Source organism: Candidatus Krumholzibacteriia bacterium, assembly GCA_035649275.1.
Classification (GTDB): domain Bacteria; phylum Krumholzibacteriota; class Krumholzibacteriia.
In genome coordinates, this window is record DASRJW010000040.1 from 1 (window position 1) to 15,247 (window position 15,247).

The window sequence follows — 15,247 nt, forward strand, 5'->3', positions numbered from 1 at the left end:
CGGGGAGAGCTCGCGCGCGCCGAGCCGAGGGGTGAACCAGCTGGAGCTCGGCATCTCGTCCAGCGCATTGACGTCGCGGGCGCTGCGCACCGGGGCCGGGGCGAGGCTGCGGACTGCAGGGCGCCGCACCACGACGTCGACGAAGTAGAACATCTTGTGGAAATCCGCCGCTTGCGGTGGCGGGATGGGTTTTCGATCGTCGGCCTCCCGCACGGCCTCCCTGTCCGCGAACCGATACGACGCAGGCTTGGCCGGGGCGCTGCAGACGACCGCCGACGCGAGGAGCAGCAGGCGCGCGGTTCGTGTCTTCATCCGGCGGTCCTTCCGCTACAACCAGTGGGTGCGGTCGGAGACGTGGAAACCGAGTCCGACGTCGATCATGAGACGCACGCCCTCGGAGCCCGAGGACACCGCGATGCGTCCCACCTCGCTCCGCGCTCCCTGGATGGCGAAGCCGACACCGTAGGCGTACGGCGCGTCATGGAACGTCAAGTGGCTGACCGAGTCGCCCACCATGAGATAGTCGAGGAAGAGGTGGCCGCTGACGTTGTGGGTGAGCGGCCAGCGGTACTCCAGGGAAGGCACCGCGGAGAAGAGATCGGTGCGCAGGAGTTGGGTGCGCGACGCGCCGCGAAAAGTCGGCTGGCGCGGGTAGTCGGTGAAAGCCAGCGGCTGGTCCTCGTTCAGGTCGTCCACGGTGTCCAGGAGGAATCGCGGCACCAGGAGGCGGTCGCGCCCCAGCACCGGCACGTACGGGGCGACGTCGACCCCCAGGCGCCGGAAACGTCCCCGGTCGTCGCCGATGCCGTTCGACAGCCCGGCGTAGGCCTCGAGCCGGAACCCGGGGGTGATCTTGCGCTCGTTCTTGCGGGTGTCGAAACGGAACCCGACCTCTTGGTAGAACTGCTCGTGCTTCTCGTCCAGCGCCGGGTTGTTGCTGTTGGCGATCCCATCGAGGTGGAAGTCGCTCGTGTCGCGCTCTTGATAGAAGCCATTGTAGAAGAACTGCATGAGTGCCCACGGCCGGGCCGTCGCTGCAATCGCGGCGCGCGTCAGGCGCTGGTCGAAGAGCACGAACTCCGTTCCCTGCAGGAACGGATTGCGCGGATCGCTCTGCGGCGAAGGGCCAAAGCCGTGGAACTCGAGGTCATCGCGCTCGCTAATGAAAGCATTCCCCCGAATCTTGCACGGGACCTGCCCGGCGGTGAACTCGGTGACCACGTCGAACTTGGCGCCCCAGTTGTCCGCGTTGCCGTACAAGCCGGAGACGCCGGCGCCGAATCCCGGCACGCGGTAGGCGAGTTCGGCGCCGAACTCGGCGCGCGAGCCGCTACTGACACTGACCAGTGGATGGATGCCGATGCGTCCTTCATCGAAGGTGAGAACCTCGTGCACGACTCTCGGCACCGACGATTCGGTTCCCACGTAAGCACCGTAAGCCATCGAAAGGGTCAAGGCATCGAGCAGGGTACGAGGGACGAAGAGGAGGGCCCGCGCCACGGCGTCGGCCGCACTGCCTTCGTCGGGGACCCGCTCGAGGCCGCGCAGTTGCACGTAGGTGGTGTCCGGGCTCTGCTTCCGGGGTGACCGCGCCGCGGCCTCGTCCCCTGCGGGTGGCGGGTCTGCCGCGCCGCGAGTGGCGAGAGCGGGCAACGACAAGGCGGCGGCGCAAGCGAGCCGCAGCAGCCACTGCGAGACTCGTCGTCTCGAGACGAGAGAGCGCGACGGCCGTACCCCCAGCCCCTGAAGCACTCGTCCTCGGTGTGAGCGCTGCTGCGTTCGAGCCACGGCGCGCCTCCGCCTGCCACGGCCGGTCGGGACCTCTCGCTGCCGGTGCCGGAGCACTGTAGGGCAATCGGTGCGGCGTCTCAAGGCTGCCGGGAGAATCGTAACGCCGCCCCTCGACTGGGGAGGGCTCGAGGTTGTCCTCTGGAATGTCAGGCGAACATTTGGCCCCGGTCGAGGCAGTCGCAGAGCCGTTCGTACAGGGACTTCAGTTCACCCCGGGTGGGTTCGGGACCGGCGGCCGCCAGGAGTCGCCGGGCGAGCGGCCCTTCTTCCAGGAGAACCGCCAGCGGACGTTCGAACTCGGCGGGCGTGGCGAGGGCCTTCGCCAGATGTCGCCAGACGTCGCGGGCTGTGTGCGCGCCGCCGCTCATGCCGAAGGCGGCGAGGAAACCACGATCTTCGAGGCGGGCGCGTTCGCCATCCTGCACCGTCACCTGCAGCAAGCGCGCCAGCGGTTCGGTGGAAAAGCTCTTCTGCGTCTCCAGTCCCACCCACCGTTCTTCCACCAGCGCCCGCACCGCGGCGGACACGAGGGCGGCGCAGGCGAGATCAGCCTGCGGGCACTCCTGCATGTCGAGCAGCCGGATCTCCAGAGCCGAGCGCGAGAAGCGCGGGATGGCACCGCGGGCGTTCACCCATTCGGGAGCCAGGATCCGCTCCGGATCGTGCGGCGCCAGGTCGCGGGCGATGGGGCCCAAGATCTCGGTCTCGTACGTCGCCTGGGTGAACACCGGTTCCGGCACCACCGCCCCGGTGACGCTCGGCAAGCGGGCGCAGTTCGTCGCATAGGCCGCGAGCCGGGCGTCGAGAACACCAGGCAATCGCCCCTCGACGAAGGGCGAGCTCGCCGCCAGCGCCGGCAGCAGCGGCAGCACCAAGCGGACGGCGGCGTGCAGGCGCGCGAACTCCGCGTCGCCGGCGAAGGGCAGGTTGAGGTGCAGGCTCTGCACGTTCGCCCAGCCATGGTTGCGGCAATCGAAAATGCGGTCGAAGGCCGCGTAGACTTGGGCATCGTCATGGGGCCACAGGCGTGTCTCGCGCCTAGGCCGCATCCATGGATGCATGCCGGTCGGCATGAGCCGGCCGCCCAGCGGCCGAAGCCGCTGGCGCAGCCGCGCCAAATCGCGCTGGAAGAGCGCCGCCACGCCCTCGAGCCGCGCCACCGGCCCGTTCGTCTTCAGCTCCAGCAGGTGCAGCACCAGCTCGTTGGACCACGCCGTCTCGCCCTGCTCCAGCTCCGAGACCACGCCGGCAGCACCGTCCTGCAGCAACGCATCCGCCACCGGCAGGACGTCGAGCGTCTCGTCATCCACCAGCATGTATTCGAGCTCAATGCCGTAGCCGGCGAAAAGAGAGAGCGTCATGGCCGCTGCCGCGCCTGCCGCCGCCCTTCGATCCGGGCGCGGAAGACCGCCATGACGCGGTCGTACAACCCCGAACCCAGGGTGGCATCCTCGATATCGCCATCGACACTGGGGTTGTCGTTGATCTCCAGCACCGCGACTCTTCCGGCCGCCTCCTTGAGATCGACGCCGTAGAAACCATCGCCCACGAGGCGTGCGGCGCGCACCGCGGTCCGCACCACCTGGGCCGGCGCCGCCTCGACCGGCATGGTCTCGAAGCGGCCCAGGTCGCTGATGCCGTCGCCGTCCCAGTGGATGATCTGCCAGTGCTCCGGCGCCATGTAGTAACGGCAGACGAAGAGCACCTGCCGGTCGAGAACTCCCACCCGCCAGTCGAAGGTCGTGGGCACGAACTCCTGCGCCACGATGAGATCCGAGCTGCGCAACATCGCCAAGGCTTCGTGACGGAAACTCTCGGCGTCGTCCACCTTGTGCACGCCCTGGGAAAAGGCACCGTCCGGACGCTTGAGGATGCAGGGGTAGCGCAGCTCGACCTGCAGGCGCTCCAGGTTGTCCACGTGCACCAGCGTGGTGGGCGGCGTCCGCACCCCATGCCTCGACAAGAGCTCCGCCAGGTACACCTTGTTGGTGCAACGCACGATGGAAAGGGGATCGTCGATCACCACCAGTCCCTCCACCTCGGCACGGCTGGCGAAGCGGTAGGTGAAATGGTTCACCGAGGTGGTGGCGCGGATGAACAGAGCATCGAATTCGGCGAGGCGCCCGTAGTCGTCCCGGGTGACGAAGGTCGCCTTCATGCCGTGGGCCTCGGCGGCACGAGCGAAGCGCCGCAGCGCCTTGGCGTTCGAAGGCGGGTTGTGGTCCTGCGGATTGGTGAGGATCGCCAGCTCGTAGGGCTGCGATTGCCGCCGGCGCCGGCTGCTCACCCGGCCGGCGAAGAACCGTCCCGCGGCTTCCTCCACGAAGGGCCGGTGCGAGATCGGCACGTCGCTGGCGGGGATGGTGCTGACGCTCTCCAGCTCCCAGCGGGTTCGGGGCGGGGCTTTGCTCCCCGAGACAGGTCTCGTTCCGGCCTCCTCGCGGCGAATGAAATACGCCCGCAGCAGGGGCGCCGGGAAGAGATTGAAGAGTGCCAGGCTGAGCCGCGCGTAGCGCTTGGCCAGGTTCTGCCCGAAGTAGATGCTCAAGGTGAAGTGCGGCGAACGCAGCGGTGCCAGGCTCCTCTGTGCCAGCGTCTGCAGATCCTCGGTCAGGCTCTGCACCACCGCTTGGGTGCGCACGTCCTGGATGGTGCGGATGGTCGGCAGCGGCCGGTGTCCCCGCGCCTCGGCCAGGAGCGACACGTAATAGCCGAGGGTGAGGTAGCGGTACGAGCGGCAAAGGTTGTAGACCCGTGCGTCCCGGTGCTGCGCGTACTGGGTCTGGGTCAAGTAGTCCCGCGCGGAGACGACGGCGACGCTGGGAATCCGGAAACCCCAGTTCTTCGGACTGTTGACGACGATCAGCGTTTCCACGCGGGGCTCACAGGGGCGCGAAACGATAGGGCAAGCGCTCCCGCACCGCGTCGAGGCGTGCATCCAGGCTCGGACGGTCGGGGGCGCCGAGGTTGATCACCGCATAGCGACAACTCGCGCCGTCTTCGATCCTGTCGAAATCGACCAGCTCCTGTCCAGCGTCGCATTCGCTCCAGATCAGGGTGTCCGGGAAGAGCGCCGCCGCCGCAGCGAGGTCCGCCGGCGCCGGCACCTGCTCCACCCGCGCCGGCGCGAAAAGCCGGAGCGGCACGCTGGCGGCCACGGCGTGCGCTCCCGCTCCGGCCGGCAGCTGCGGCTTCCCCCCGGTCGCCAGCTCCAAGGCCAGGGTGTAGCTGTGCACTCCCAGGACCTTCTGGTACAGATCGCCGAACTGTCCGCAGAGTCGCGGGTTGATCTCGATGATGCCGATGCGGTCGCGGGCGGCGTCGTACCTCATCTCGATGTTGAAGAAGGTGTCGCGGAGAGCGTGGGCCTCGACGATCCGGATGGCGAGCTCGCGCATCCGTGCCTGCACGCCGTCGTCGAGGCGGGAGGGGAAGACGAAGCGCAGGAAGCTCCCGGTCCGTGGATCCACCACCGAATCGGTGATGCCGAGCACCTGCACCGTCGTGCCACCGCGCCAGCCTTCCACCGTGACTTGCACGCCCTCGAGGAGCGATTCGGCGAGGAACGAGCCTCGGTCCATGGACAAGCTCGTGTAACTCTCCAACATCTGGCGGAAGATGTGCAGATAGGAGGAGCAGTAGTCGGCGACTGCAGGCCGGGAGAGGAATTCCCGTAGTTCCTCCGCGTCGTGCACGCGGTGCGCCAGCACCGAGTAGGCACCCTTCACCGGCTTGACGAAGCAAGGGAAGCCGAGGTCGCAGGCACCGCTCGCCGTAGCGTTGCTGCCCAGGAGCGCGAATGCCGGCGTCGCCTCGGGGACCGCGGCCTGCTGCACCCGTCGAGCCTCGTACTTGTGGGCGCAACGCACCAGCACGGCGGGAGGCGTTCCCGGCAAGCCGAGACGGGTGGCGATGGCGCCGGCCACGGTGGCGCCCGGATAGTCGCTGGAGCTGATGACACCTTCGACCCGACCGCGGAGCGCGCTCACCGCGCCTTCGACATAGGTGTGGAGGTCGAGGTTCCACGGACAGTCCCAGTCGGTCGGCTCGTCGAGAACGACCTCGAAATGATCGGACCAGTCATGACGGCAGCATTCGAGCTGGCGGGCGTCCCAGAGGGTCGGGAACACGAAGTGGACTCTCCGCCGCGACCCCGACAACGCCGCTGCCACCCTTCTCGCCAGCGCGCGCCGGCGCTGGTTGGCTCGGAAGTGGCGCACAGTATAGGCTGGGGTGTGCGTTGTGGTGAAGGGAGAGAGGTGTCTTTCGCAGCGGACGGCAAGGAACAGGGCACGTGGCGCCTCGCAGCGATCGGGTCGGGCCAAGAGGTGGACGCGGCGCGGGAGCGCCGGAGCCAGTGATCCAGTACGTCGACGCCCCGTCGCACCGCCTCCGGCTGGACGCGGCCCAGCGCTTCGTCCGTTCCTTTCCTCCCGGAACGGAGCTCCTCGTCGTCGGTCCGACGCGGGAAGCGGTGGACGATTTCGTCCGCCGCGAGATGGAGCCACCCAGCTTCGGTGTGCACCGCTTCGGCTTCGTGCAGCTCGCGGCGCACCTGGCGGCAGCGGAGATGGCGAGCGCCGCCCTCGCTCCCGCCACCGGCCTCGGCCTCGAAGCGGTGGCGGCGCGCGTCACCTTCGCCGCCAAGCAGCGCGGCGAGATCCCGCGTTTCCAGGCCGTCAGCTCTCTTCCCGGCTTTCCCCGCGCTCTCGCTTCCACTTTGCAGGAGCTGCGGGCCGCCGCGGTCGCGCCGGAGAAGAACGACCTCGGCGCCCTCCTCGGCGAGGCGGAAACCTCCCTGGCACAGGCGCACCTCGTCGATCGCGCCGGCCTCCTACGCCTGGCGCTCGCGGGCTTGCGCGCGCCCCAGCATGCGGCGCTGCGCGCCATGCCGCTCCTGTGTCTCGATGTGACCTTGGCGTCGCCGCTCGAGGCTGAGCTGCTGGGTGCGCTCTGTCGCGGTGCCCCGCAGGTACTGGCCACGCTCCCGAGCGGGGATCGCGCCACCGTTCTCGCCTTCGAGTCCTTCGGAGCCGAACGACTCTCGGAGCTCTCTTCGCCTTCGACGGCGAGCCTGGAGCACTTGCGCCGCTACCTCTTCTCCGCTGAGGCGCCGCCTGCCGCCGTGCCGGACGACAGCGTCGGTTTCTTCTCCGCTCCAGGAGAAGGGCGCGAATGCCTGGAAATCGCTCGCGAGATCCTGCGCGCCGCCGAAGCCGGCGTTCCCTTCGACTCCATGGCGATCTTCCTGCGCAATCCCGAGTCGTACTCGACCTTCGCCGACACCGCCTTCCGGCGCGCCGGCATCCCGGCGTATTTCGCCCGCGGCACCCAGCGCCCGGACCCGGCGGGCCGCGCCTTCCTGGCGCTGCTCGCCTGCGCCAGCGAAGGGCTCTCGGCCCGGCGCTTCGCCGAGTACCTCTCCTTCGCCCAGGTCCCGCCGCTCGAGCCGGGCGGCGCCCCGCCGGCGCCGCGACCGGTGTGGCCAGCGCCGCGGGCCGAGGAGTTCGGCCCGGCGCTCGAACCGGCGGCGCTCGCCTCCAGAACACCGGGAGAGCAACTCACCTTCTGGGATCTGAGTGCCTTCACCAGCAGCACGGAAACGCACGCCCACGCACGCCTGCGTTCGCCCCGGGGCGGCAAGCGCCGGCAAGCCGAAGCCGCGCCCCCGGCGCCCGACCTGCGCGCCGCGACCGCCGGCGATTCCGCCCCGGAGGCGCGCACGAGCAGCGCGGACGGGACCGCCACGGCTCCTCCCCCGTCGCCACCGGACACAACGGACGATCAGCCCGCTCCCGAAGGCTCGCTCCGCACGCCGCGGAAATGGGAGGAGCTCTTGGTGGAAGCCGCGGTGATCGGTGGCCTCGAGCGCTGGCAGCGCCGGCTGGGCGGTCTCGAACGGGAGCTGCAGCTCCAGCTCGAAGCCATCGCCGCCGTCGATCCCGAGTCGCCTTTGGTGGCCTCGCTCCGCCGCGACCTGCAGCACCTTGGCCACCTCGAGCGCTTCGCGCTGCCGGTCATCGAAGCGCTGGCCGCGTTGCCCCAGGGCGCCACCTGGGGAACCTGGGTGGCGGAGCTGGCAGCGCTGGCGCCGCGTGTGCTCCGCCGGCCCGAGCGCACCCTGGCCGTTCTCGGCGAGCTGCTGCCCATGGCGGACGTCGGACCCGCCGGGCTCGAGGAAGTGCGGAGCGTGCTCTCCGAGCGTCTCTCCACCTTCGAAGTGGATCCGCCGGCCCACCGTGAGGGTCGCGTCTATGTCGGCAAACCCGAGCAGGCGCGCGGGCGCAGCTTTCGTCTCGTGTTCGTGCCCGGGTTGACCGAGCGCGTTTTCCCGCAGCGGCCGCGGGAGGACCCGCTGCTCCTCGACGACGCGCGCCGGCGCCTGGCGCCCTCGCTCCGCACCCAGGAGCAGCGCGGGCGCGACGAGCGCCTGCTGCTCCGCCTCGCGGTCGGCGCGGCGGAAGAACGCGTCTTCCTCTCTTACTCGCGGCTCGATGCCGGCGCCGGGCGACCGCAAGTGCCGTCCTTCTACGCCCTCGATGCGGCCCGTGCCGTGCGCGGCAGCATCCCCGACTTCCGGCAGCTCGAACGGGAGGCCGCGGCTCACTCTCGCGCCCGTCTGGCCTGGCCAGCACCTCCTGACCCCCACCTGGCGCTCGACGCCCTGGAGCACGACCTCGCCGTGCTCGGCGGCTACATGCACGGCGCGCCGCGTCGGGAGGACAAGGGGCGAGCTCGCTACCTCCTGGAGCTCAACCCGCACCTGGCGCGGTCGCTCCGCGTCCGCTACCTGCGCTGGCAACGGCCTTGGCGTCCCGAAGACGGTCTCGTGCGTCTCACCGCCGCCACCGAAGCGGCGCTCGCGGCGCACCGCCCGAAGGCGCGCCCGTACTCGGCGACGGCTTTGCAGCGCTTCGCTGTTTGCCCCTATCAATTCCTCCTCGGCGCCATCCATCGGCTCGAGCCGCGCCGCCGGGCGGCAGCGCTGGTGCAGCTCGACCCTTTGACCCGCGGCCGCATTTTCCACCACGTGCAGGCCGAGACGCTGCGCACCCTGCGCGCCGCCGGCCGCCTGCCGGAAGGCGACGAGACTCTCGACGAAGCCCGCTTCGTCCTGGATGCGACACTGGAAAAGGTCGCCGCGGCCTACCACGACGAGCTCGCGCCCGCCATCGAGCGCATCTGGCAAGACGAGATGGCGATCATGCGCGGCGATCTGCGTCTTTGGCTGCAGGCGCTGGCGAAGCAGTCGCGCACCTGGCAACCCCTGCACTTCGAGTTCACCTTCGGTCTCGAACTCCGCACCGTGGCGGGTGCGAGCCCGCACCTGGCTCCGCCCCCGGATCCGAGCAGCATCGCCGCACCCGCCACGCTTCCGGGTGGATGGCTCCTCCGCGGCGCCGTGGACTTGGTGGAGGAGCGGCGGAGCGATCGCGCCTTGCGCGTCACCGATCACAAGACCGGTGTCGATCGCACCTACGATGGACTCCTCGTCGGGGGCGGCGAGGTGCTGCAACCGGTTCTCTATGCGCTGGCGGTGCAGGCCCTGCAGCACCGGGAAGTGGTCGAAGGACGGCTCTTCTTCTGCACTTCCCGCGGCCGCTTCCGCGAGCGCATCGTTCCCCTCGGTCCCTTCGCCCTCGAGTACGCCGGGGAGATCCTGAAGACCGTGGACGAGTCGGTGGCGCGGGGCATGCTTCCGCCGCTGCCCCGCGACGGGGCTTGCGGGACCTGCGACTTCCGCGTCGTCTGCGGTCCCCATGAAGAGATCCGTAGCCGGCGGAAGGTGCCCTTTCCGCGCCTCGAACAGCTGCGCGAATACCCCTGAAGCAGGCAGCACCATCCCGCCGGCGCCAGGTGCACGGCGCCGTTCCGGGCAGCAGGAGCCCGGGAACGGAAAGCCGCACTGCCGAACGCGCGCCGCCACGAGGAAGCCCGCACCGCGACGCGGTGCAACCCTCCCTTCCCCTCCCGAGGCTCTGCCCGGGCACCGTTCTTGATAGCAGGACGGCAAACCCCGCCCGGGGTTCTTCCGTTCACCGTGACACCCGGAGCTGGACATGCTGCAGATCCGCCGCGACATCCGCATGATCGAGGGCCGACCCGTGGGCGTCCTCGTTCTGCAGGGTTACGTGGACAGCATGGACTCCTTGGCGCTGGAACGCGCCATCGACGAAATCTACTCCCAGGATGTCTTCGACATCGTCCTCGACGTCACCCAGGTGAGCCACATCGGCTCCGCCGGCTGGAGCGTCATCATCAGCAAGCTCAGCCTGCTCGGCGAGAAACGCGGCTACTTCCGCTTCGCCGGCATGCGGCCCGATGTCCGCCAGGTCTTCCACATCGTCGGCATCGAGAACATCGCCGGCATCGAGATGCACGACTACCTCGAGGATGCCTTCCGCGCCTGCCGCGCCACCGTCCAGCACGCCTGACTCGCTCCCCCACCGTGCCGCCGTCCGCAACGCCTTGCAGGATGCCGCCCTGCGTGTGAGACTCGGAACCTCGGCGAACTCCCACCCCAGGCCCGAGACGAGGGACCGTGGCCGAGCTCCTGGATCACGAGGACCGCAAGCAGATTCGCGCCGCCCTCGACGACAATGTCGTGGTGGAGGCCGCCGCGGGCACGGGCAAGACCACCGAGCTCGTGCACCGCATCGTCGCCGTGCTGGCCCAGGGCCGCGCCACGGTGGATCGCATCGTCGCGGTGACTTTCACGGAGAAGGCGGCGGGCGAACTCAAGCTGCACCTGCGTACCCAGATCGAGGAAGCGCGCCAGCGGCAGGAGGAACCGGAGCGCGGCCGCCTCGAAGCGGCGCTGGCCCGACTCGAGGAGGCGCGGGTCGGGACCATCCACGGTTTCTGCGCCGATCTGTTGCGCGAGCGCTCCCTCGAGGCCGGCATCGATCCGCGCTTCGAGCCGCTGGACGACACGGAAGCGCAGCGCTTGTTCCGCCGCGCTTTCGATTCCTGGTTCGAGACCGCGCTGCAGAATCCCCCCGAGGGTCTGCGCCGCGCCTTGCGCCGCGCCACACGCCCGCCCGCAGCCACGGTGCGCTCGTTCGGCCCGCGCCCGAGCGCCGCACCGGAGGATCCGGTGGGGCGCCTGCGCAGCGCTTGCTGGGCCGTGGCCGAACGGCGTGATCTCCCGGCCCCGTGGGCTCGACCGCGCTTCGAGCGCCACGCCCGCATCGCCGCCCTCGTGGAGGCGCTGCATGCCTTCGCCGCCCTCTCCGGGCGCTGTGACAAGCCGGAGAAGGACACGCTCTTCGAAGGAACACGCGAACTGCGGCAGTGCAGCGACGACGTGCAGGCCGCCGAGGCCGTCGGGCCGCGCGATGCCGACGGCCTGGAGTCGCTGTTCGTCGAGCTGGCCCCAGCGAGCCGGCCGCGGAAGGGATACGGCAAGTCCTACGGCCCCGGGGTCGGGCGCGACGAGGTCATGAGCGCCCACGAGCAACTGCGAACGGCGCTCCTCGCCTTCGCCCGGGACGCCAACGCCGACCTCGCCGCCTTGCTGCACCTCGAATTCCAGGATGTCCTGCAACGCTACGCCACGCTCAAGGAAAAGAGCGGCCGTCTCGACTTCCAGGATCTTTTGCTCCGCGCCCGGGATCTGGTGCGCGATTGCGCCAGCGTCCGCGTCGAATTCCAACAGCGCTTTCGCCATCTCTTCGTGGACGAATTCCAGGACACCGACCCTCTGCAGGCAGAGATTCTCCTGCTGCTCGCGGCCCGTGATCCCGCCGCCACCGATTGGCGGCAGGCCGAGCCCGCCCCGGGCAAGCTCTTCCTCGTCGCCGATCCCAAGCAATCCATCTACCGCTTCCGCGGCGCCGACATCGGCGTGTATTTCGAGGTGCGCGATCTCCTCGCCCGCCATGGCGCCCGCCTTCTCCGGCTCAGCACCAGCTTCCGCTCCGTGCCCAACATTCAGAAAGCAGTGAACACCGCCTTCGCTCCGCTCCTGGACGGCGACCGGAAGAGCCAGCAGGCGGAGTACGTGCCGCTGGCGCCGGCGCGGCCCGATCCCGGCGATCAACCGACACTCATCGCCCTCCCCGTGCCACGGCCTTTCGGCAAGCGCAACGTCACCAAGGGCGCCATCGACGCCTGCCTGCCCCACGCCGTCTCGGCTTTCGTACAGTGGCTGCTACAGGACAGCGGCTGGAAGGTGAGCGACCGCGAGCATCCCGACACCCGCGTCCCCCTCGCGCCGCGGCACATATGCCTCCTGCTGCGCCGCTTCGACAGCTTCGCCGGCGACGTCACCCGCGGCTACGTCCTCGCCCTGGAGGCCCGAGACATCCCGCACTTGCTGGTGGGCGGCCGCTCCTACCATGAGCGCGAGGAAGTGGAGACGCTGCGCGCCGCGCTCAATGCCATCGAGTGGCCCGACGACGAGCTCGCCGTCTTCGCCACCTTGCACGGTTCCCTCTTTGCCATCGGCGACGAGGAGCTCCTCGAATTTCGCCAGCGTTTCGGGCGCTTGCATCCCTTCCGGATCCCCGCCGCTCTCTTGGCGTCGGAGGCGCAGGCGACGTTGTGGCCCATCGCGGCCGCCCTCGCCTTCCTGGCGACCTTGCATCGCGAGCGCAATACCCGCCCCATCGCCGAGACCTTGCACGCCCTCTTGGAAGGCACGCGGGCGCACGCCGGGTTCGTCCTCCGCCCCTCCGGCGAACAGGTGCTGGCGAACGTCCTGCACCTCGCCGAGCAGGCCCGCGCCTACGAACGCAGCGGCGGCGTCTCCTTCCGCGGCTTCGTGGAACGTGTGGATGAAGACGCGGAGCGGCGCACCGCCACCGAAGCCCCCATCCTGGAAGAGGGCAGCGACGGCGTGCGGATCATGACGGTGCACAAGGCCAAGGGGCTCGAATTCCCGGTGGTGATCCTGGCGGACATCACGGCACATCTCACGGCGCGGGAACCGTCCCGCTGGCTCGACCGCGCCCGCGGTCTCTGCGCCCAGAAGCTCGCGGGCTGGTCGCCGGCGGAGCTCCTCGAACACGGCGGTGAGGAGAAGCTGCGCGAGGCGGCGGAAGGCATCCGCATCGCCTACGTGGCCGCGACGAGGGCGCGGGATCTGCTCGTCGTCCCCGCCGTCGGCTCCGAATCTTGGGGGCGAACGTCGCATCGTGAGGAAGACGGCGACACCGGCGCTCTCACCCTCGACAGCTGGGTGGCACCGCTGCTCTCGGCCTTGTATCCGCCGCCGGAGCGGTGGGACCGGCCTTCCCAGCCGCCCGGGTGTCCGCGCTTCGGCAAGTCGAGCGTCGTCGAAGCGCCGATGGAACGTGCCCTGGATCCGAATGTGCATCCGGGCCAGCACGTGCTCGCGGGTCCCCTCTCTCGGGTTGCGCCACCCGCCTCGCCTCCAGGCAGCACCTCTGCACCCATCGTGGGCAGCATCGGGCGGAGCGAGCACGAGGTCGTGTGGTGGGATCCGCACCTCCTCACCCTCGATGTGCCGATGAACTTCGGCCTGCGCCAGCAGGAGCTCCTGGGTCGGGAAGCCGACCCTGAACAGGTCCGGCGCGATGCGGCTGCCTACCGTGACTGGGCCGCGGCCCGGCAGGCCACGCTCGAACACGCGGCGACACCGAGCCTGCAGGTGCAGACGGTCACTGCTTACTCGCAAGCGGAGGCGGCGCGTGACCGCACGGCCGCCGCGGCACCGGCCGGAGTCGAACTCGTTCTCTTGCCCGTGGCGCCGGAGCGCCCGCGGGGCCCACGTTTCGGCACCCTCGTTCACGCCGTCCTGGGCGGCATCCCTCTCGACGCGGGCGACGAGCAGGTGCGGCTCTTCGTCGAGCTGCAGGCCCGCATCGTCGGCGCTCCTGCCATCGAGGTCACGGCGGCTCGCACGCTGGTGACACGGGTGCTGCAACACCCGCTCCTGGAGCGGGCCCGCACCGCTGCCACCCTGGGTCATTGCCGGCGTGAAACGCCGGTGACCTGGCGCGACCCGACGGGCACTCTGCTCGAGGGCGTGGTGGATCTCGCCTTCCTCGAGGACGGCCGCTGGATCGTGGTGGACTTCAAGACCGACCACGACATCGAAGCGTCACTGCCCGTGTACACCAGGCAAGTGACCCTGTACGCCAGCGCGATCACTGGTGCCACCGGGCAGCCAGCGCGAGCTTTCCTGCTCCGCGTTTGAACCTTCCCACCCCAACGTTCACGCTGCCGACGCTCACGGGGCCCTCGTCGGCACCAAGGCGCGCACCGCCTCCCGCCGCATTGCGGTCTTGATCGACAACACCAGAGAGGAGCGATACTCTCTGCGCCGCCCGCCGCGGCGGGCGCTGGCGAAGCCCTGGGTGGGAGGGTGGGACCCGATGAAGGTGAAGCGCCGCCGCAACCCGGCCCAACGCCGCTCCCGCGCCGGGTCGCCGCCAGGATTGCTCATGCCCGACCCGGAGGCACCGCGTCCACGGCTGACCGTGCTCGCCTATGACGAGACCCGACACATCGAGCAGGAAATCACCGATCTCGAGGAGCTGCCGCGCTTCGTCGCCGAATACCGCGTGACCTGGCTGAACGTGGACGGTCTCGGTGATTCGACCGTGGTGCAGCGGCTCGGCGAGATGTTCGACCTCCATCGCCTGGCGCTGGAGGACGTGATCGGCACGCACCAGCGCCCGAAGTCGGAGCGCTACGGTGACGTGCAGTTCATCGTCGGTCGCATGGCCAACTCTGCCGACCCTCTGGACACCGAGCAGTTCAGCCTGTTCTGCGGCGCGAAGTTCGTCCTCACCTTCCAGGAGCGCCCGGGCGATTGCCTCGATCCGGTGCGCGAGCGCATCCGCAAGGACGGGCCGCGCCTGCGCCGCAGCGGCACCGACTACCTGACCTACGCTCTCTTCGACGCCCTCGTGGATGGCTACTTCCCCATCTTGGAGCGTTACGGCGATCTCATCGAGCAGATGGAGAACGAAATCCTCCGGCACCCGAGCCCTGCCGCCGTGGCCCGCCTGCACAACATCAAGCAGGATCTCGCCGCCCTACGCCGCTATCTGTGGCCCTTACGGGAGATGCTGGCGGTGCTCAGCCGCGAGGAGACGCCGCCGTTCACCGAGAGCACTCGGGTGTACCTGCGGGACTGCTACGACCATTCGGTGCAGCTGCTGGAACTGCTGGAGTCCTTCCGCGAGCTCGCCGCCGGCTTGATGGATCTCTACCTCTCGAGCCTGAGCCAGCGGCTGAACGAGGTGATGAAGGTGCTCACCATCATCTCGACGATCTTCATCCCCCTTTCCTTCATCGCCGGCGTCTACGGCATGAACTTCGATACCCAGAGCTCGCCCTGGAGCATGCCGGAGCTGAAATGGCGCTGGGGCTACCCCATCGCCCTCGGCCTCATGGCCGGCGTGGCCGGCTACCTCCTCATCTACTTCCGCCGCCGCGGCTGGCTCGGCAACGGCGAGCGCCCGCCATCCGGCGGCCCACCGCC

Annotated in this window: 9 protein-coding genes; 4 read left to right on the plus strand and 5 right to left on the minus strand. The window is 69.5% G+C overall.

Annotated elements, in window-relative coordinates; all coding sequences use genetic code 11:
* The 5 genes from VFE28_04110 to VFE28_04130 form a co-directional block, all read right to left on the minus strand.
* Positions 1-312, minus strand: a 312-nt coding sequence (locus VFE28_04110; protein HZM15165.1) for a hypothetical protein, incomplete at its 3' end; no start/stop codon positions are given.
* A 15-nt stretch (positions 313-327) separates the two neighbouring features.
* On the minus strand, positions 328-1,752 hold the full coding sequence (locus VFE28_04115; protein HZM15166.1) for a hypothetical protein: 1,425 nt from the start codon (positions 1,750-1,752) through the stop codon (positions 328-330).
* 185 nt (positions 1,753-1,937) lie between these two features.
* Entirely contained in the window at positions 1,938-3,152 is a 1,215-nt protein-coding gene (locus VFE28_04120) for a glutamate-cysteine ligase family protein (protein ID HZM15167.1), read from the minus strand.
* Positions 3,149-4,666, minus strand: a complete 1,518-nt coding sequence (locus VFE28_04125; GenBank protein ID HZM15168.1) for a RimK family protein — start codon at positions 4,664-4,666, stop codon at positions 3,149-3,151. Before VFE28_04125 ends, VFE28_04120 begins: the two co-directional genes overlap by 4 nt.
* A 7-nt stretch (positions 4,667-4,673) precedes the next feature.
* Positions 4,674-5,921: an ATP-grasp domain-containing protein gene (locus VFE28_04130; GenBank protein HZM15169.1), complete on the minus strand. Its 1,248-nt coding sequence runs from the start codon at positions 5,919-5,921 to the stop codon at positions 4,674-4,676.
* Positions 5,922-6,148: 227 nt separating this feature from the next.
* Here VFE28_04130 and VFE28_04135 point away from each other — a divergent pair, with 227 nt between their 5' ends.
* From VFE28_04135 to corA, 4 genes are all read left to right on the plus strand, one after another.
* A complete protein-coding gene (locus VFE28_04135) occupies positions 6,149-9,619 on the plus strand; it encodes a PD-(D/E)XK nuclease family protein (GenBank protein HZM15170.1) in 3,471 nt (1,156 codons plus the stop codon).
* Positions 9,620-9,851: 232 nt separating this feature from the next.
* The gene (locus VFE28_04140) at positions 9,852-10,226 is read left to right on the plus strand and encodes an STAS domain-containing protein (GenBank protein ID HZM15171.1); all 375 of its coding nucleotides are present in this window, start codon (positions 9,852-9,854) and stop codon (positions 10,224-10,226) included.
* Positions 10,227-10,333: 107 nt separating this feature from the next.
* Positions 10,334-13,954 carry a UvrD-helicase domain-containing protein gene (locus VFE28_04145; GenBank protein ID HZM15172.1) on the plus strand — a complete coding sequence of 1,207 codons (3,621 nt, stop codon included), beginning with the start codon at positions 10,334-10,336 and terminating at the stop codon, positions 13,952-13,954.
* Positions 13,955-14,132: 178 nt separating this feature from the next.
* The coding region (gene corA / locus VFE28_04150; GenBank protein HZM15173.1) for a magnesium/cobalt transporter CorA at positions 14,133-15,247 on the plus strand (1,115 nt) is incomplete at its 3' end.